Below are 18,728 nucleotides of genomic sequence, written 5' to 3' on the forward strand. Positions count from 1 at the left end.
TTTTTGTGCTCTGGCGTAAAAAGTAAAAAAAATTGCGTACAAAGTAAAGTAATACAGGTCAGTAAAGTTTAACAATGTATTAACGTAAACAATACGCTGATTTACTAACACGCATTAAAGAGGGCACACACATGGCATTACCAGATATTATTAATCATCAAGATTTTTTACTCACTATTCATACCAATGATGAAAAGCTAATTAAAAACGCTTTACCAGGCGTGCACATTTATCCACTCATGCTGGATTCTGAGAATGGGGTATGGGTTTTACGCGTTTTATTTGAACCGGGTACAGTTTTGCCAAAGCACTTTCACACTGGTGTTGTGCATTTATATACCATGGCGGGCAGCTGGCACTACACTGAGTACCCTGACGATTTACAAGTAGCGGGTAGCTATTTATTTGAACCAGGCGGTTCGATTCATCAATTTCAAGTCCCAGCAGACAACACTGAAGTGACCGATACCTTTATGATAGTAATGGGAGCCAATATTAACTTTGACCCTGATGGCAACTATATGAACATTATGGATGCAGGTTGGATTGAACAAGTGATGTTAGCAGCTGCAAAAGAGCAAGGAATTGAGCCTAACTACATAAAACCAAAGAGTTTATACGGTTTTAGTAAGTAATTTTATTCCCTGAAATGAAGGCCCTTGATTGCGTAAGTTATTGAGGGCTTTGTAGTTTTTGCTATTTCCAATCTTTCAATCTAAAAAATAAATCAATTTAATCTAAACAATCAATTTTATTTTAATCGCTCAGGCCTCTATTGTATTAATCAAGCAGACGCAAGGCTGCGTTAATTAAACTTTTTAAATACATCAATGAGGAATATTATGAGCACTTCATTAATTAACACAAAACTACAACCATTCAATGCAACAGCTTACCACAACGGTGACTTTGTAGAACTAACAGAAAAAGACGTGCTAGGTAAGTGGTCAATCTTCTTCTTCTACCCAGCTGACTTTACTTTCGTATGTCCTACAGAGCTTGGTGATGTTGCTGATTACTACGAGCAGCTTCAAGAAATGGGTGTTGAGGTTTACTCAGTATCAACTGACACGCACTTCACTCACAAAGCATGGCACGATACGTCTGACACAATTGGTAAAATCAAATTCCCAATGATTGGTGACCCTACAGGTCGTATTACTCGTAACTTCGGTGTGATGATTGAAGACGAAGGTCTTGCTCTTCGCGGTACATTCGTAATGAACCCTGAAGGCGAAATCAAAGTAATCGAAACTCACGACTTAGGTATGAACGTCGTAGCGCGAAAGAGTTAGTACGTAAAGTACAAGCTGCACAGTACATTGCTAACCACGACGGTGAAGTATGTCCTGCATCATGGCAGCCAGGTGAAGAGACACTTGCTCCTTCACTAGACCTAGTTGGCAAAATCTAATTTGCCACAGCATTAAACGATAGCAAAGCTTTGCTTTGCTATCTCAATGCAACCCTAATTGCCCATCACAACTCACATTAAGAACATTAGCGGGTGATGGGCAGTTATATTTAAAATTTTTCTAGATTATTTATTCTGAACTCAAGGGCTAAGCCATGTTAGATACGAATATCAAAAACCAATTAACAAGCCACTTTGCTTCTATTACCAGCCCTGTTGAGCTGCTTATCGCCTTGGATGACAGCAATAAATCAACAGAACTAAAAAACTTAGCAAACGATTTAGCATCGTTAAGCGACAAATTCTCGGTGCGAGATAACCCTAACCAAGACGTACGTCGTCCGTCTATGGTGGTATCTTCACCTATTAACAATACGCAAATCACATTTGCGGGTGTGCCTATGGGCCACGAATTCACAAGCTTGATCCTTGCACTTCTTCACACTGGTGGTCATCCAAGCAAGGCATCAGAGACTGAAATTGAACAAATTAAATCATTGCCTGGGCCACTCAACTTTGAAGTATATATTTCATTAAGTTGTCAAACATGTCCGCAAGTAGTGCAAGCACTTAACTTGATGGCGGCACACAATGAAAATATTACGGCGACTATGATTGATGGCGCCTTGTTCCAAGACGAAGTGAACGAGCGTAATGTGTTAGCAGTACCGGCTGTGTACTTAAATGGAGAGTTATTCAGCCAAGGCGCTGTTAACCTGACCGACATTCTAAATAAAGTAGATACCAAAGCGGCTGCACGCCAAGCCGAAGCACTGAACGATAAAGAGTTATTCGATGTACTTGTTGTTGGTGGTGGTCCGGCAGGGGCTTCTGCGGCAATTTATTCGGCGCGTAAAGGCTTAAATACCGGTGTTGTGGCAGAGCGTTTTGGTGGTCAGGTTTCAGACACGTTAGCAATTGAAAACTTTATCTCAGTAAAAGCGACCGAAGGTCCTAAATTAGTTGCTCAACTTGAAGAACACGTAAAAGAATACGACGTAGATGTGATGCAAAACCAACGTGCGGCATCGCTTACTAAACAAGGTAATTACCAAATCACGCTAGAAAATGGCGCGGTGTTAAATGCTAAGTCAGTGGTATTAGCAACTGGTGCACGCTGGCGTGAAATGAATGTACCCGGTGAAAAAGAGTATCGCGGTCATGGCGTTGCTTACTGCCCTCACTGCGATGGCCCGTTATTTAAAGGTAAAGCGGTTGCGGTTATCGGTGGTGGTAACTCAGGTATTGAAGCGGCAATCGACCTTGCAAACATTGTTGAGCATGTCACTGTGCTCGAATTTGCTGATACCTTACGTGCTGACGAAGTACTTATTCGCAAAGCAAATAGCTTAAACAACATTACGATTATCAAAAACGCGCAAACAACAGAAGTTGTTGGTGATGGTAAACGAGTAACAGGCTTAAGCTATATTGACCGCATCTCTGGCGATGAAAAATCACTTGAGCTTGCAGGTATCTTTGTGCAAATCGGCTTGGTGCCAAACACTGAATGGTTAAAAGATTCAGAACTAGCACTGACTCGCTTTGGCGAAATCGAAATAGACAGCAAAGGTGCAACATCATTACCGGGTGTTTACGCGGCAGGTGATGCAACAACAACGCCGTTTAAGCAAATCATTATTGCCATGGGCAGTGGTGCAACGGCAAGTTTAGGTGCATTTGATTATTTAATTCGCCACAGCGATGAGATTCAAAACACCGAAGATGCAGCTTAATTAGCGACTCTTGATTAGGCAGCTCACACCCATAGCTGCCGCTTTAAAGCCGCCCTCTCCAAAGGCGGCTTTGTTTTATTCATCGAGCTACTGATACTGTGCTGCAGTTATAAATTCCTCAAAACTTTCACACCAAATAATCACAGTATTGTAATCGCTGACATCAATACCTTGTGGCACAACTAATTTAAAGCCGTTGAACGAACGCACCCCTGCAACACGCTGCATGGTGCCTTTTTGTGCTAAAAAATCGGTTTCGTTATCAATAAAGTTTCGCGACAGATAAAGTTGATAGTCAGGATCCTGGTGATAACGTGCCTTGCATAGAAATAGCATCATTCGTTAGATACACCATACCATCACCATAATGAAGGCGATCTGAGCCTTTAAGATCAGGTTTAAACTCTGCACTAAACAGAGCTCTCGTTTGATGTTGTTCAAGAGTCTTGATTTCAGGGGCTGGTTGCTCAGTTAAAATTGGCAAACTGTATATCCCAGCCATAAAGCCCGCAGCAAAAATAGCCAATGCTATGATGAAAATTAACAGTGCTTTTAGCATTATTATTCCCTATTTTTTAAGTTTATGATGTGGCGTTGACTTAAAGAAAATTGCTTTTCAACATCACCAAAGTGTTGTAAATAAAGCTGCTCAAGTTCACCCGATTGCTGTATCTTTTGCATGCCTTTTTCTAGCAAATCCCTAATATTTTGATTTTCTTTACTTAAGTAAAAGTAATAGTCATTGGGGTATTGCAACATAATGTCTGGCGCAATGACAAAGTTTGTTTGTTGTAGTCGCTGAAGTTCTACACCTATTGCTAATGCAGAACGAGGAAAGTAATCTGCTAGACCACTTTCAAGTGCTTTGACCATTCCTGCGTAATCAAGCTCTCCATTTACAGATAAACCATTTGCTTTTAGCACATCATAATCTGACCAGCTTTGTTGCTGCACTGCAAGTAGCGGTCTTAATTGTTCCAAGTTTTTGATAGCTTTAAATTTTAGTTGCTCTTTTTTATGAATAATTAGTAGCCGTTTACCGTGTAAGCCTTTATAAATAGGAATAGTTGTTTTTACTAAGGTATTACTTAACTGAGAAGGTAATGACAGCCAGGCGAGAGTTATGGCTTTGTTGTGGCTAAGTTGCTCTACTATTCGTTTATCATTCATTGGTTGCGAATCATATCGGATGATAATATCAGCATTTACCGCGGCAAAGCTTTTCGTAAGTATTTTATGAATGTATTGCTGTTTGACTGCATCAGTATAAATAGGTTTAGCAAGTTGGATTACAATTTGACTTTGCGCGATTGCGTAAGAACAATGCAAAGCTAAAAATAATAAAAACAGGCGCCAAATTGTAGTCATTTATTAGGATCTCTGTGTGCAAAGTAATCAGTTGCCCATCATACTTTGAATACATGGACCTGTTGCTGTAATCGCGACGCTAATGAAGCTAATTCTTGACTTGCTTGAGCGTTTTGCTGCGAGCTTTCGCTAACTAGTGAAATACTACTGCTAAATTCATTGATATTACAACTAAGTTCGTTGGCAACGATTGTTTGCTCATCTGTTGCGGTAGAAACTTCGTTGTTCATATCGGCAATAAGTGCCATTTCTTGAGTGATTTCAGTCAGTAATTGTGATGAGCGTTCTGCGTATTCAACACTTTGTTTAGCACTTTCGTCGGCATTACCCATGGCGGTCACTGCTTGCTGCGCCATTGCTTGTAGTTTACTGATCATTTCGTTAATACTCGCTGTGGCTTTTTGCGTGTTGTGCGCAAGTTGCCTTACTTCATCAGCCACCACAGCGAAACCGCGACCCGACTCACCTGCGCGTGCTGCTTCAATGGCCGCATTTAACGCAAGTAAATTTGTTTGTTCAGCAACCCCTTGAATCATCATTACCACTTGGTTGATATCTGTTGATTGTGTATTTAACTCATTGATAAGTTGAGTATTGGTATTAACTATATACGACAAGTGGTTAATTGCATCGATATTTTCTTGTACAGACTGTTGACAAGCTTCGCTGTCTTATCTGTGTGGGTGGCTTTTTCTGAAGTCGCAAGCGCATTAGCTGCAACTTGTTCAATAGCACTGCTCATTTGCGTAATAGCAGTAGCAATCATTGCCGATTGTTGTTCTTGTTCAGTGGCAGTGCTGGCAACTTGGTCGCTAATTGAGTTCATTTGCTCAGCGGCAGATGAGAGAGTAAGTGTTGCGCTGGTTACATCATTTACAAGAGCATGAATGCGCTCCATCATAGCGTTAAAGTGGTTTGCTGCCTGAGCTATCTCATCATTACCATGGGTTTTTGCGCGGAGCCGTAAATCAGCGTTTTCAGAGATTGATCCTATTGTTTCGCTCAGCGATAACAGAGGGTTGTGAATAGAACGATAAATAACAAAGGCAATAAACAACAAGATAATTATTAAAATAGTTATCGAAGCTGTCATTGCGATAGTGACTTGGGAAAAGTCTTTATCTGCCGCATTTTTAAATTTGTTGGCTTCATTGATCTGTAAATTAATCAGACCTTGATAACTTTCACTGAGAGGGTCAAACACGTCGTAAAGTTCTTTTACAAACACCTCATTAGGGATCGCTTTTAGCTGGTTACTGTTAACTTGGTTTAAAAACCTGCTAAGTTCACTTTCGACTACAGAGAGATTCTTTTCAACAATATTAACTAAGCGTTGTTCTTCGGAAGTGAGTTTTGTTGCTAAATAGCTTTTCCATTTATTGTCAGCAACATTTTTTGCGTTTTCAACTACGGCTAGAAAGTCAGCTTTGGAGATTTGATCAGCGCGGTATTTATGAAATAAATCAACAATGTTAACAGCGTAATTGTCCGATACTGTTTTTATTTGCTCTAACGGAAGTACTCTGTCTCTATACAAACTATCAATTCCTTTGACCATATTAGACATCATCGACATCGTGAAAATAGATGTGATCACAAAAACAGCAACTGGTAACAAAGCTAAGACAGCTAATCTCGTACGAACAGTGTAGTTATTTAACATGAGCGAGCAAACTTTTGTAGGGACTTATTATTAAAACTAATAGAGAAATGGTTTTAAGCAAGTTTTTGCAATTGTTTGATGGGTTTTTCTTTTGATAGACCTCATTTAGTTAGTAAAGTCATAATATGCAGCCTTTATATTGTAGGCAACAAAGCCAATTTTCACGTTGGCTTTGTTTTGTTCCTATTTTTACATTAATGGCCGCGATTAGGCATTTGCCTTGGTATCTGTCTTTGTGTATTGCGGCGCATTTGTTGGCGTTGCATTCCTTGCTGACGTGCTCTATTCGCCCTATTTAATTGCTGCATACGATTTTGTTGCCTGTTTTGCATATGCTGACGCTGCTGTAATGCTTGTTTCGCTTTACTTTTATCTATGTTTTGCAATTTATTTTGCACTTGCTGGCGGTCAATGTTTTGTGCCCGATCTTTGATTTGTTGCTGTTTATCAGAAGGTAATGTTTGCCATTTTCCTTCAACACGTTGTTGCCATTTATCGGCATCATGCTTGAGAACGTTTCCATTTTTATCCGCAAACACGTTGTTTGCCTTATCGCGTTGGCTGATGGCGGTTTTTAAATCGCGTTTCACTTGCTGCTTTGAGGCAAGACGAGATTTACTTTTATCGCGTTTATAAATGTTATGTCTTGGCTGTTTATTAAGATGACCTGGTTTATGGCCGACATTAATCTTGTTACCAATATTGATGTTGCCATTATTAATAATAATAGGGCCGCGGTAACCACCGCCATACCAGCCATTACAGCAATGATAAGGTCGGTAATTTGTTGGGCCAGCCGACATGCCAATTCATACCTAGATTCAAAAAGCCATTGCTCCAGCTCAAGCCAAACGACCAACCTGTCCAGTTGTTATAGCCAATATTAAAACCCCAAGTCGGTGGGCGAGGGTAGTAGTAGCCACCGCCCCAGTATGGCGGGTAATACCAACCCGTTCCATAAACTGGCACACCATAATAAGGGTATGACCACATGTAACCTGGGTAATAACCAACATACACCACCTCAGGAGTTGACTCGTATATCTCGACGTAAGTGACGTTGTAAACGGGTGAGCTTGGAGGAATTTTTGCTATGTCGTCTTTGGGAATGCTATCAGCAACAAGCCATGGTCCTTGGGCGGAGTTTGCCTTAAACCACACCGCATTATCGACTGCATAATATTTGCCTTTAATTTGCAGCACTTGTGCATCGGTATTAATAGCATAAGAAACTTGCGTGCCCGGGATACGTTCAAACTTAGGTTTGCCATCATAGTACACAGTTAAACTGGTATCTTTACGGCTGATAGCCGCTGTTTGCGGCACTTTTGCATCTAGTACAGCTTCGTCAGCTTCTTCTGTGCCGGCAACTGAAACTCTGAGGCCAGCTAAATCTGATTCAGGTGGGATATTGGCAAAGCTCTCTGGTAGTTCATCGCCACGAACAAATGTCCATGGGCCTGTTTGTTGTTTTGCCCGGTACCAGCGCCCAGATAACAAGACATACATGTTATTCGTTTGCATTTCACGTAGCCAAGGGGTTTCAGTGTTAAACACATACATGAGCTCGCCACCGGTTAAGCTCTTCCATTTAGCTGCGCCATCGGTGGCAATGAGCTCAGTGGGTTTAGTCGCCACGACTATAGCTGGTGGCGCACTAAGACCTGAACTTTCAGTATCTTTAGGGAGCATTTTTACAAGTTCGGTCGGTGGCATTTGAGTGAATTCATAAGGTCCTTTGGCTTGTTTTGCCTGATACCAAAATTGCCCATCGGTGAGATAACAAAGTTTACTTTTGCTATCTTTAATCACTGTCATGGCGGTATTTAAAGCACGCTCATATTGGCTGTTTTCAACTTTACTAAACTTAGGTTCACCATCAAAACTCAGCAGTACCGACAGTTGCTCTTTGAATATAATCGTTGGAGGGTCGGTTTTTAATTGCGTTAAACTCTGCTCTGCTGCTTCTGCACTTTCAAGGCTGGCGGTGAGTTGCGAAAGCGAGGTTTCGAATTGGCTGGCTTTTATTGCTTCATTAACGACAGCAGTAAATTTTTGTTCTCCAGCATCTTTTGATTCGGTCCAGCGTACATCGGTGACTGTCATATTGCGAACGGTGACGGTATCGTTTTCGCGGTCAGTATCTAATTTAGCTCTAAACCAAAATACGCCAAACACTGCGTCATTACCTGAAACCGAAAATGACATTGCTGCACGGGCTGTTAAAGTATTACCGTTTAGTTTCTCGGGTTGTGGCTGGTAAACAATGAGTGTGCCTTGGTTTGTTTTTACTTGTTGAGGCCACTCAATAGCTTTGCTAAAAAATGAACATAAACATAAAGAAGAGAGTATTAATACCCTGAAGGCAGTGATAAAAGGTAGGAAGAGTTTCATGGTCAATCCTTGGCTAACGTAACTCTTTAAAGTATAGCCAATGGCATCGAAAACGCTTGAAAACAGCGCCTATTTTTAAAGCGTTAGCTTAGGCGACTTGAGTTAAAAATTGCGAGCCCGCATTTAAGCCCATTTCATAGCCTGCACTGAGTTTTTCAAATGATTTCGTTGTTCGACCAACAGCAAAGTCGGGTGGTGGTGCAATAATATTAATTTTACAATCGCTTGGTGGGTTAGTAATAAAATCAATACTTTGATTGTAATTTTCTGCACGTCTTAAGGTGGCTTCTGCTAATGCCGGGGTGTTCTTATAAAGACGTTTAACAAACCACGGCGCTTTTGAAGGCTTTTTCTTATAGCCAAGAGGTTGAGATAAAATCACGGTGATTTCTTTATTACCCATTTCGTATGCTTTACGAATTGGAATCGAATCTGCCACGCCGCCATCAGTGAGTTGTAAATTATCGATAACGGGAAATTCTCGATAAGCAATGGGTAGTGCGCATGAGGCTTTTAATTGCTCTTCAAGAAGTGTTGTACTTGCTTTTAAATACTCAGCCTGACCAGTTTTTATATTGGTTGTGACAATATAAAACTCACTAGCTTGTTTTTCGAAAGTGTCGAGATCAAGGCGAATATCCTGCATGGTTTCTTGCCACAGCCAGTCTAAATCAAATAGGTGGCCACCTCTAATAAATCGAACAAAGTCGATGAACTCAGGTCTGCAAGAGTAATCGGTGATCACCGCATGGTTACGTTTGTATTGTGCGCACAAATAAGCGGCAATGTTAGTGGCTCCGGCAGAAACGCCATAGCATTGAGTAAAAGGTTGGTAATTAGCTTGAATAAAAGAATCCAGTACGCCAGTGGCAAAAATACCACGCATTGCGCCACCTTCTACAACGAGAGCCCTGTTATTGTTCATTTTCGCAACCTTGCTTGTAACCGTGAATGCTTCTAACCATAGCAAACACGGTTACAAAACGAAATAGAGTTTTGACTCTAAGTGAAGTTTGACGCTAGCTGAGTTATATCGCCTCTACCCAAAGTACACCGACTTGTTTATCGGTGACTTTTACTGTGCTACCCGCCGCAATGGGAAAGTGACTTTTCAATTGCCATGTAATACCCGAATATTGATGCGTGGTTAATCCTTTATCATCCACATCAGCGTTAACGACAAAGGTGAGCTCAGCAAAGTCACTATGTATCGGCTTAGTATCGGTTTTATCTTGCATGCGTTTGAGTGGTTTCCAAAGCACGAGTGCAAAACCAAGAGTAAACACGATATTGCTCCAAAGCGCGGTAGTGTAACTCGTATCAAGTAGACCTATATTCATTAGTAAGCCACTGGCAAATAAAGATAAGCCTAAAAACAGTAATACATAGGTACTCATACCCAGTACAGCAACTTCAACAATTAGCGCGATAATACCTATAATCATCAGTGCTTCGGCTAAATGGGTATCTAAAAATGCCATTAGTTCACCTAACTTTGTTGCTTTTTATTCAAAGAGTTAATAATAGACATGCCTTGAGCTACAAGCGAGCTTGCATCTGTGCCACTCTCTGGCAGTAATACTACAGATGACTCACGGGCAATGGCCTCTTTAGCAGCAATAGCTTTAGTAGCAAGGTCAAGTTGAATTGCTTTTTGGTCTTGCTCTGTATCGGCGGCTTCACCTACTTTACGAAGTGCATCAGCTTGTGCTTCAGCAACGGCGATAATCGCTTTTGCTTCACCTTCAGCACGTAAGATTTGCTCAGCTTTTTCAGCTTCAGCTGCAAGAACTTGGGCTTGCTTTTTACCTTCTGCCACATTGATAGCAGACTGACGATCACCTTCTGATTCTAAAATTTGTGCACGTTTTACACGTTCTGCTTTCATTTGTGCTTCCATCGCTTCCATGACAGAGTTAGGTGGCACAATATCTTTAATCTCGTAACGTAAAACCTGAATACCCCAAGGCTCAGAAGCTTGGTTAATCGCGGTAACTATGTTGGTGTTTAACATGTCGCGCTCTTCAAAGGTTTTATCTAGCTCCATTTTGCCAAGCTCGGAGCGCATTGTTGTTTGTGATAGTTGAGTAACCGCAAACACATAGTCATCAACACCATAAGTAGCTTTATATGGGTCAAGCACGCGGAAATACAGCACACCATCGACGATGAGCGAGATATTATCTTTCGTGATCGCAGACTGCGAAGGCACATCTTGCGCTTGTTCTTTTAAACTGCGATCAGCGGCAATACGGTCGATAAATGGAACAATAAAGTTTAAGCCGGCTTCTTTAGTTGAATGGTACTTACCAAAACGTTCGATTAACCAAGCACGGTTTTGTGGCACAAATTTAACGCTGCTTTTAAGAAGCACTAAAACAAAAATTAGAAGAAAGACCTCTACATTTAACAACAGGTCTAAAATGCTAGAAATGGGATCCATGTACTTTCCTTAATACAATTAATATTATTTTTCACAGCTCAGATTACCACCACAAAGCAACCTGCGCCAATGATTTGTAAGGCTAAATTAGCGAGTAATAGTAACTGCATATGTCACTACATTCAGAAAGCTATACATCAGATAGATAGATTTTCAGCAGTTTATAGTCATTAACTACATTGGTACTTTGCTCGCATATCTGCCACAACTTTAATTAAGAATTGCTCAAGCGCATTTAGATCTATATCGCTGAGTTTATTAATGTAAAGGCATGATTTAGCTTGCTTTATTTTTCCTAGCGTTAAAAGTTCATCGCTGTAAGTGCTAAACCCTTGCATTACATATAGGGTTAAATTGCTTTTTCGCGGCGAAAAGCCAGTCATCAACCAGTTGTATTCCCCTTTCGAGTTGCGATAACTGTAGTTACCAAAGCCAATGATTGAGTCGCCCCACATGACGGGAGTTTGTTTGGTTACTTTACTAAAGAGTTCGAGTAACACGTTTGCATCTGCCTTTCTGGTTGGATGTTCAATACGGCTAATAAATGTATCTACATTGGCATCATTGGGCTGTGTTTTTAATTCGCTCATTAAATTTTTGTCCTAAAAACTAACAATTAGCATGGTGAGGCAAAGTTCGTTTTATAAGGTACATTTTTTGGTCAGCTTGTGCGACAATTTCATTGGCCGATTTCTGAGTTCCAAAAAACATAGTAACCCCAACACTCGCAGAGCCGAAGTAATTGACATTTTGGTATATAAATTGGGTTTCAATTGCTGATTGTAGTTTATTGGCAACACGATGAGCGTTTTTTTTGGCGGCTTGTTCATCACGGCCAAGCCTTTCAAGCATGATTACGAATTCATCCCCGCCGATGCGCGCTAAACAGTCTTTGTCGCGAACGACCGCTTTCATCCTGTTAGCAACTTCTATAAGGTATGCATCTCCAATGAGATGACCATATTGGTCGTTTAACTCTTTAAACTTGTTAAGATCGATAAAGATGACAGCACCATAGTTTAGGTCTTGTTTACTAACTTGTAACGCAAGTGATAGGCGAGAATAAAAATATCGGCGGTTTAAGAGTTTTGTTAAAGGATCTGTAGATGCATCATAGAGGAGCTGTTTTTCAAGTTGTTTTCGTTCAGTAATATCTGTCGAAATACCTAAAATCCCAATAACCTTATTTGGCTCTGTGTCACAAAAAATTGGAGTTTTTACTTCCCAAAAAATATATTTGTTTCCATCAGGGAAATTTAACTCCACTTCTTCTCGGGTTCGCTCTCCTTTGATCACACGCGAATCGATTTTAGCTAGTTTCTTAACATCATTAAGCGCAAAGAAATCTTTATCGCTTTTGAATTGAAGTTCCTGCTCTGTGCACGCCAGTAGACTGAGTGTAAGTTTATTAGCATATACATAATGGGATAGTTCGTTTTTTATATAAACGTATGCAGGTACGTTATCAAGTGCAAACTTTAATTCAGCAATATGGACAGGCAGTTTAGTGTTAGTAAGTTCGGCCACAATATGTCCTTATATGACAAGCCATAAATTGATAGTGAATGAAAAAATGCTATTAAACAAGACTGACCACAGTGTTAATCTCACAACTAATAATTTAGGTATAGTTTTGAAAAATAAATAGAAAGTTATTAGTTAAGATGGTTGATGAACTTTGTTATTACTTTTGGGTGATGTGCTCTTCATGCTAAAAACATCCTTGTTTTTAGTCATCACTTTTGGCTTTTAAGCTTTGTTGAGAATGGCAAGCTGCTTTGTATGATGCGCGCTAAATAAGCGACAAAAAATATAACCCGTTACAAACATTGATAAGCTATAGGTTGCACCAGGAATTGCCATAGCGGCATTATTGATTAAGGTACTCGCAATTAAAATGGCAAGAGTGCCATTTTGTAGCCCAACTTCAACCGCAATGCTCATTTGTTGCTTGTGATCTAAGCCTGATATTTTTGCAAAAAACAACCCTAGTAACAGCGTGCTGAGGTTTAATGTCAACGTTGCAATGCCGCTAGTCGCAAAATAGCTCAGCATTTGGTCGGCATTTTTATGAATAATGCTAAGCACTATCACAATTAAGAATACACTCGAAAAACGACGTATAAAGGGTTCTATTTTCAAGCTGAAATGGGGTTTAAAGTGATTAAATACCATTCCTAAGCAAACAGGAAGTACCGTTATCATCAGCATTTGCACTATGGTTTTAATCACTGGCAAAGCAAATTCGTGGCCCGGCACACTCAAAGTTTGCATGGCAAAATGCATAATTAATGGCAAGGTAAAGGGTGAGATAAATGTGGCTAGCGTTGTTAGACTTATTGACAGCGCAACATCCCCTTTGAATAAATAGGTATAGAGATTTGAAGTCACACCGCCTGGGCAGCAAGCCACTAAAATCAAACCTATAGCGAGCTCTGGGGTCAAGGTAAAGCTCATTGCTAATACAAACGCAACGCTTGGCAATAACAGTAGTTGGCAGCTTAAGCCTATTGAAAGTGCTTTGGGGCTAATAAATAATGCCCCAAAGTCTTGCTTTTTAAGCCCTAACCCCATGCCAAACATGATGATAAATAGTGCTAAAGGCAGCACTATTTTAGTCATGATATCAATTTGCATGGTGTATCCTTATTGATCGTAACCCGGGCTTTTATTGTCGAGTAAGCGCAGCAGGGCAGGCCAAGCAATTGCGCCACCCAATCCCTTTGTAGCAACTTCAGTTTGCCCTTTGATACCCTCAATAATCGCGCTAGGTACTAGTACGAGGTGCTCGGTATTTTGTGAAGTACGAGTTTGTACAGCACATGCAGCTTCAAAAACATACATAAACAAAAATGCATCAGCGACCGTTTTACCCACAGTTAATAAAGCCATGATTACGTAGCATTAAAAAGTTATTAGAACCTAGGTCATTCACTAAACGGTCTTGTTCTGCAGGATTAAGAGCAATGCCTTCGTAGTCGTGATAACCCAGACCTGAGTGCACAACAACAGCTTGCTGAGAGATAGGCAATAAGCCGTCTTTGTTGGCAGACACTGCCGTGCCATTGAGTGAGTGGGTGTGAATAACGCAATGGGCATCATCACGCGCCATATGAATACAGCTATGAATATTAAACCCCGCAGGATTAACTGGGTATTCGCTCTCATGCAGCTTATTACATTGTTGATCTACTTTAATAAGACTAGATGCGGTAATTTCGTGAAACATCATGCCATACGGGTTTATCAAAAACTCGTTGTCTGTGCCGGGAACGCGCATTGAAATATGGGTAAAAATTAAATCATCCCAGCCATATAAAGCCACTAGGCGATACGCGGCAGCGAGCTCAACACGGGCTTGCCATTCTTGTTCTGATACTGTGTGTTTCATGGTCATGGTGTTTTCCTAAAATGGTACTTTGCGAATAATAATGTCTTTAAACATCACCCAATCACCAATAAAGCTATAAAAAGGGTGTGTAAAAGTAGCGGGGCGATTTTTCTCAAAAAAGAAATGACCAACCCAAGCAAAGCCATAGCCCACAACAGGGCATAAAATTAACCAGCTATATTGCTGCTGATAAATAGCGGTAAACAAAATAGCCAAAACAACCCAACTGCCAAAGAAGTGTAAGCGTCGACAGACTTTATTTTTATGTTCTTGTAAGTAGTAAGGGTAAAACTCTTTAAAGCTCGCGAACTCGCGTTTACTTGCTACAGTGCCCATATTGTTGTCTCCGTTGTTAATTACAGGTTAACAATAGGCTTTTATTCTTTTATTTACTTGATAGTATAGGTCATTAAATTGTTTATTTAGGACGCGCATGAGAACCTTATCAAGCTGGTGGCTTCGTGCTATGGCTGAGTCGTTTAAGTGGCAGGGCTTACCAATTAATGAGTTGTTTACAGCGGCAAATATTCCTTTAGCAGAGTTAAGTAGCCAAACAGCCCGTTATCCACAAGCCAGTGTCAGTATGCTTTGGAAGCAGGCGCAAGCGATGTTACCAAACACCCATTTAGGTCTTTATGTTGGCAGTAACATGAATGTACGTGCAATTCCCGTAGTAGGCATGGCGATTATTCAGTCAACACAGTTATTGAGTGCTTTTCGGTTGATATTGCGTTATCAAAAATTGATGGGCGATACACATAATGTGTCTCTAATCGATCACGGTAGTGAGTATGAACTTCGCTTTAACTTTAGTGATGGCGAGCGGGATATGTCACTGCTAAGCTACGAAGCACCCATGGCGTTTTGTGTGAAAATAGCGCGCACTGTGAAGGGAAAAGATTGGCACCCAACGCGAATTTGCTTGCAACGTAAAGAGCCTCATAGTGAGATTAATGCGCACTTTAATTGCAAAATTGAATACGGCGCTACGACCCATAGCCTATTTTTTAGCGAAAAAACCGATAGTGAACCAGTGTTGTCAAGCCAGATGAAACTGGTGACGCAAACGAATGTGACGCAGGTGCTGAGAATTTTACTTGAAGAGCATTTAATTCAAGGCCAAACCACCAATAAAGCAATGGCAAAAGCACTTAATATGAGTGAAAAAACGTTGCAACGGCGTCTTGCAAAAGAGGGCACAAATTTTAGTAAAGAATTGGCAAGATTAAGACAGCTAAAAAGTGTGTCATTGTTAAACGAAACAGACTTATCAGTCACAGAAATAGCCTTTTTATGTGGCTACTCTGAAATTAGTGCATTTCATCATGCATTTCATCGCTGGTATGGCATGTCGCCAAAAGTGTACAGGCAAAATAATTAATGCCATAAGTCGAGTGCATTGCTGCACTCGACAAGGTTTTAAAAACTAATTAGAAGCTATAACTAATGCTTGCAGAAATACTACGACCAGAACTTTCGAGCCCTTCTAAACTATCTGAAGCTGAATGGTTCGCAAGGCTGCCATGCTGATAATAAGTTTTGTCGAACAAGTTACGAATAGCTAAGTTTAGATTAGCTTGACCAAAGCTTGCTCGTGCTAACCAATCAACCGTACCATAGCCTGGTGTTTCGTAATTGCCTTCGTTCACTTTGGTCATTTTTTTAGCAAAGTTAACGATTAAATCACTACCCAATGTGTCACCTTGGAAGCTAACACCCAAGTTACCTGATAGAGGGTTGATTGAGCTGATGTATTCATCGGTTTCGTCATTTTTACCGTCTTGATAACTGGCATTTAAAAACACAGAAATAGCATCTGTTGCATAGTAAGTTGTAGAAAACTCTGCACCTTTGATGGTTACTGAGTCAATGTTCTGATACTGATATTTATCGTGGATATATCCAAATGAGCCGTCGTCATTAAATACGGTTTCACGATCTATTAATTCGGTTGCTAAAAAGTCATCAAACTTATTGTGAAATACCGCTGCTGTAACCGTAAAATCGCCTATGTGGTCACGTAAACCAAGCTCGAAAGTATCGCTTTTCTCTGGATCTAAATCATCCGCAGGTAATACTTCATAAATGTATTCAGCGGTAGGTTGGTTATAATGCTCAATGTAAGCTAGGTCATAAGCAGGTACTTTAAAGCCTTGCCCGTATTGCGCATAAGCGCTCAACATATCATTGATATAATATAAGCCACCTAAATTAAATGAGAGGTTGCTTTCATCAATTTTAGCGTATTCTTCACCATCTGTTTTTAAAGCGCCGTTTGGATCCATACTGTAATAATCTAAACGAACACCTGGCGTTACCACCAGTTTGTCGTTTAGTAATGAGATTTCGTCATTGATGAATAAACCAGCACGAAGAGTATCATTTTTAGGGAACTTATTGGTGGTATCGTCTTTGGTTGTTTCGCCTTCAACTTCACGATATTCATGCACAGTGCGTAAGCTTTCGGTTGTTTCAACATCAATACCATAACCAAGAGTGTGTTGTTTGTTTAAGGCTTTACTAGCATGGGAGATCAGGCCATAGGTTGTTTGCTCGTAGGTGCCTGTTTTCCACATGTCACGCATTTCAACGGTACCAAACATTGGCGCATTGATGTCTAATAACGCATATTCTTGGTCGTCTTGGCGGTTATTAGTATAGTAAAGGTTAAACTGAGCGCTATCCCATAAGCGATTGGCTGAATTATTGTTGTAACTAAAGCGATATGAGTCGCTGTCTTTTTCGGTTTGCGTGTTTTCGGTGGCAATATTGTAGCCATATTCTGCTAAGCCACGGAAATAGGTAAGAAGGCCATCAGCACTGTCGCCGTTGACATCTTGGCGCCACAGATCAGCAGAGAAGTTAATGTAATCTTTATCGTTTATGTTGTATTTAAGTTTGTAAAGAAGGCTTTGTGAATCAATTTCGAATGGCGCATTGCTTTGGTGTTTATTTTGCTCTTCCTCGCCATCACGAGCGGTTACACTTAATAGGTGATCAAAGTTACCATGCTGAGCATACAGTGTTGCACCTAAACTGGTTTGATCATCTAAGTCGCTGTAACCTAATTTCACACGGCCGCCAAACTGCTCACCGTCTTGTAAATAGTCGCTTGCATCTTTAGTTGTAAACACCACGATTCCGCCCAGTGCATCTGAGCCATAAAGCGAAGATGCAGCACCCTTTGCTACTTCTACCTGCTTTAAAGTATCGGTATCAATAAAGCCACGACCCACAATATCGTTCAAGCCGTTTGCACCGTAGCCTTCGTTCATTCGCATGCCGTCTTTAATCATCAGAATACAATCAGAACCCATACCTCGTACTTGAATGTTTTGTGCACCGCCAACACGATCAGTTACCTGAATACTTGGGTCATATAAGAATAATTGACTCATATCAGTAACAACTTGTTTTTCAATATCGTCACTCGTGATTACAGAAATACTCGCAGCAACATCTTTTAATGGTTTTTCAGTACGCGAGCCACTAACAACAATTACTTCTAAATCGTCAGCTTTGATTGATTCATCGGCAATGGTAGGTGTTGCATAAGCTGCAAGAGTCGCAGCGATTAAAATGCGTAAAGTATGTGTTTTAGCTAGGCGCATTATTGGTTTCCTTAGGAGCTTTATATTATTTGTGTACAAAGAACTGTTTAATTTTTGCCAGAATAATACGCCTATTTTTATAAAGATCAATATAAATGCAAATTGTTCCTATTTGCATTGTTGTAATGGTGTGTGTTTTCACGTACATTTGAGCCCGTCAAATTTACTGGGGCAATAATGTGAATATCCAAATAATCGAACAACTTATGGCTGATGTGTCAGCTCTTCTAATGGCACCTGTGATTTTAGTGATTGCAGTGCTTTTCGTTTATGCGTTTTTCGCAGCAGGGAGGTTTGTATCTGAATATCTAATCAGAAGAAGAAATCAGCTTGCGTATCAGCGAGATATAGATACTAAAACGGCCACGAATTACAGAGGCTTTTATGTCCATAATTACTATGTAGCGAATCCAACTGCATCTGAGGATGAGCTTGAAGTGTTTGCGTTAAAACAACTAGAAGTACTTAGAGTTGTTACCCGTATCGCACCTATGCTTGGTCTAATTGCGACGATGATCCCAATGGGACCTGCATTAAAAGCCCTTGCCGATGGCAACATTCAGGGGATCAGCGAAAATTTAATCATTGCCTTTGCAGCGGTTATTTGGGGCTTGGTTATTTCGACCCTAACGTTTTGGCCAGCTTCGGTTAAAAAACGTTGGTGCGCTCAAGAACTTATCAATATTCGTAAATTAAGAGGGCAATAAC

Annotated in this window: 19 protein-coding genes and 2 pseudogenes; 5 read left to right on the forward strand and 16 right to left on the reverse strand. The window is 40.5% G+C overall.

Going from position 1 to position 18,728, the window contains the following annotated elements:
• Positions 1-131: 131 nt before the first annotated feature.
• From ACRWSG_RS19975 to ahpF, 3 genes and pseudogenes are all read left to right on the forward strand, one after another.
• Entirely contained in the window at positions 132-635 is a 504-nt protein-coding gene (locus ACRWSG_RS19975; RefSeq protein ID WP_054553959.1) for a 2,4'-dihydroxyacetophenone dioxygenase family protein, read from the forward strand.
• A gap of 207 nt (positions 636-842) precedes the next feature.
• A pseudogene (gene ahpC, locus ACRWSG_RS19980) lies at positions 843-1,414 on the forward strand (alkyl hydroperoxide reductase subunit C).
• Between the two features lie 155 nt (positions 1,415-1,569).
• Entirely contained in the window at positions 1,570-3,150 is a 1,581-nt protein-coding gene (gene ahpF / locus ACRWSG_RS19985) for an alkyl hydroperoxide reductase subunit F (RefSeq protein WP_138599405.1), read from the forward strand.
• An 87-nt stretch (positions 3,151-3,237) separates the two neighbouring features.
• On the opposite strand, the gene ACRWSG_RS19990 is transcribed toward ahpF, so the two are convergent.
• From ACRWSG_RS19990 to ACRWSG_RS20060, 15 genes and pseudogenes are all read right to left on the reverse strand, one after another.
• Positions 3,238-3,489 carry a DM13 domain-containing protein gene (locus ACRWSG_RS19990; RefSeq protein ID WP_462167345.1) on the reverse strand — a complete coding sequence of 84 codons (252 nt, stop codon included), beginning with the start codon at positions 3,487-3,489 and terminating at the stop codon, positions 3,238-3,240.
• Entirely contained in the window at positions 3,446-3,709 is a 264-nt protein-coding gene (locus tag ACRWSG_RS19995; RefSeq protein WP_462167347.1) for a hypothetical protein, read from the reverse strand. The genes ACRWSG_RS19990 and ACRWSG_RS19995 overlap by 44 nt, the downstream gene beginning before the upstream one ends.
• Before the next feature lie 2 nt (positions 3,710-3,711).
• The gene (locus tag ACRWSG_RS20000) at positions 3,712-4,518 is read right to left on the reverse strand and encodes a substrate-binding periplasmic protein (protein WP_462167348.1); all 807 of its coding nucleotides are present in this window, start codon (positions 4,516-4,518) and stop codon (positions 3,712-3,714) included.
• 38 nt (positions 4,519-4,556) lie between these two features.
• Positions 4,557-5,135, reverse strand: a complete 579-nt coding sequence (locus ACRWSG_RS20005; RefSeq protein ID WP_462167350.1) for a methyl-accepting chemotaxis protein — start codon at positions 5,133-5,135, stop codon at positions 4,557-4,559.
• A complete protein-coding gene (locus ACRWSG_RS20010) occupies positions 5,123-6,181 on the reverse strand; it encodes a methyl-accepting chemotaxis protein (protein WP_462167351.1) in 1,059 nt (352 codons plus the stop codon). Before ACRWSG_RS20010 ends, ACRWSG_RS20005 begins: the two co-directional genes overlap by 13 nt.
• 194 nt (positions 6,182-6,375) lie before the next feature.
• The gene (locus ACRWSG_RS20015) at positions 6,376-6,984 is read right to left on the reverse strand and encodes a hypothetical protein (protein ID WP_462167352.1); all 609 of its coding nucleotides are present in this window, start codon (positions 6,982-6,984) and stop codon (positions 6,376-6,378) included.
• Positions 6,941-8,575 (reverse strand): carbohydrate-binding family V/XII, encoded by a 1,635-nt coding sequence (locus tag ACRWSG_RS20020; RefSeq protein ID WP_462167353.1) that lies wholly within the window; start codon positions 8,573-8,575, stop codon positions 6,941-6,943. Before ACRWSG_RS20020 ends, ACRWSG_RS20015 begins: the two co-directional genes overlap by 44 nt.
• 88 nt (positions 8,576-8,663) lie before the next feature.
• A complete protein-coding gene (locus tag ACRWSG_RS20025) occupies positions 8,664-9,500 on the reverse strand; it encodes a patatin-like phospholipase family protein (RefSeq protein WP_462167354.1) in 837 nt (278 codons plus the stop codon).
• Between the two features lie 103 nt (positions 9,501-9,603).
• On the reverse strand, positions 9,604-10,056 hold the full coding sequence (locus ACRWSG_RS20030; protein WP_462167355.1) for an NfeD family protein: 453 nt from the start codon (positions 10,054-10,056) through the stop codon (positions 9,604-9,606).
• A gap of 8 nt (positions 10,057-10,064) precedes the next feature.
• Positions 10,065-11,018 (reverse strand): SPFH domain-containing protein, encoded by a 954-nt coding sequence (locus ACRWSG_RS20035; RefSeq protein ID WP_462167356.1) that lies wholly within the window; start codon positions 11,016-11,018, stop codon positions 10,065-10,067.
• Positions 11,019-11,188: 170 nt separating this feature from the next.
• Entirely contained in the window at positions 11,189-11,608 is a 420-nt protein-coding gene (locus ACRWSG_RS20040) for a DUF1801 domain-containing protein (RefSeq protein ID WP_462167357.1), read from the reverse strand.
• Between the two features lie 19 nt (positions 11,609-11,627).
• Positions 11,628-12,545, reverse strand: a complete 918-nt coding sequence (locus ACRWSG_RS20045; RefSeq protein WP_462167358.1) for a PAS domain-containing protein — start codon at positions 12,543-12,545, stop codon at positions 11,628-11,630.
• A gap of 222 nt (positions 12,546-12,767) precedes the next feature.
• Positions 12,768-13,655 carry a bile acid:sodium symporter family protein gene (locus ACRWSG_RS20050; RefSeq protein WP_371351624.1) on the reverse strand — a complete coding sequence of 296 codons (888 nt, stop codon included), beginning with the start codon at positions 13,653-13,655 and terminating at the stop codon, positions 12,768-12,770.
• 9 nt (positions 13,656-13,664) lie between these two features.
• Positions 13,665-14,415: pseudogene (locus tag ACRWSG_RS20055) on the reverse strand (class II aldolase/adducin family protein).
• A 9-nt stretch (positions 14,416-14,424) separates the two neighbouring features.
• Entirely contained in the window at positions 14,425-14,745 is a 321-nt protein-coding gene (locus ACRWSG_RS20060) for an Mpo1-like protein (RefSeq protein WP_054553946.1), read from the reverse strand.
• 97 nt (positions 14,746-14,842) lie between these two features.
• Between ACRWSG_RS20060 and ACRWSG_RS20065 the strand changes: the two genes are divergently transcribed.
• Complete coding sequence (locus ACRWSG_RS20065) at positions 14,843-15,790, forward strand: AraC family transcriptional regulator (protein ID WP_462167359.1); 948 nt, start codon at positions 14,843-14,845, stop codon at positions 15,788-15,790.
• 49 nt (positions 15,791-15,839) lie between these two features.
• On the opposite strand, the gene ACRWSG_RS20070 is transcribed toward ACRWSG_RS20065, so the two are convergent.
• Positions 15,840-18,020, reverse strand: coding sequence for a TonB-dependent hemoglobin/transferrin/lactoferrin family receptor (locus ACRWSG_RS20070; protein ID WP_462167360.1), 2,181 nt, complete (start codon positions 18,018-18,020; stop codon positions 15,840-15,842).
• A gap of 179 nt (positions 18,021-18,199) precedes the next feature.
• Here ACRWSG_RS20070 and ACRWSG_RS20075 point away from each other — a divergent pair, with 179 nt between their 5' ends.
• Positions 18,200-18,727 (forward strand): MotA/TolQ/ExbB proton channel family protein, encoded by a 528-nt coding sequence (locus ACRWSG_RS20075; protein WP_235377254.1) that lies wholly within the window; start codon positions 18,200-18,202, stop codon positions 18,725-18,727.
• The last annotated feature ends 1 nt before the right edge of the window (position 18,728 follow it).

The organism is Pseudoalteromonas sp. GB43, from assembly GCF_054923805.1.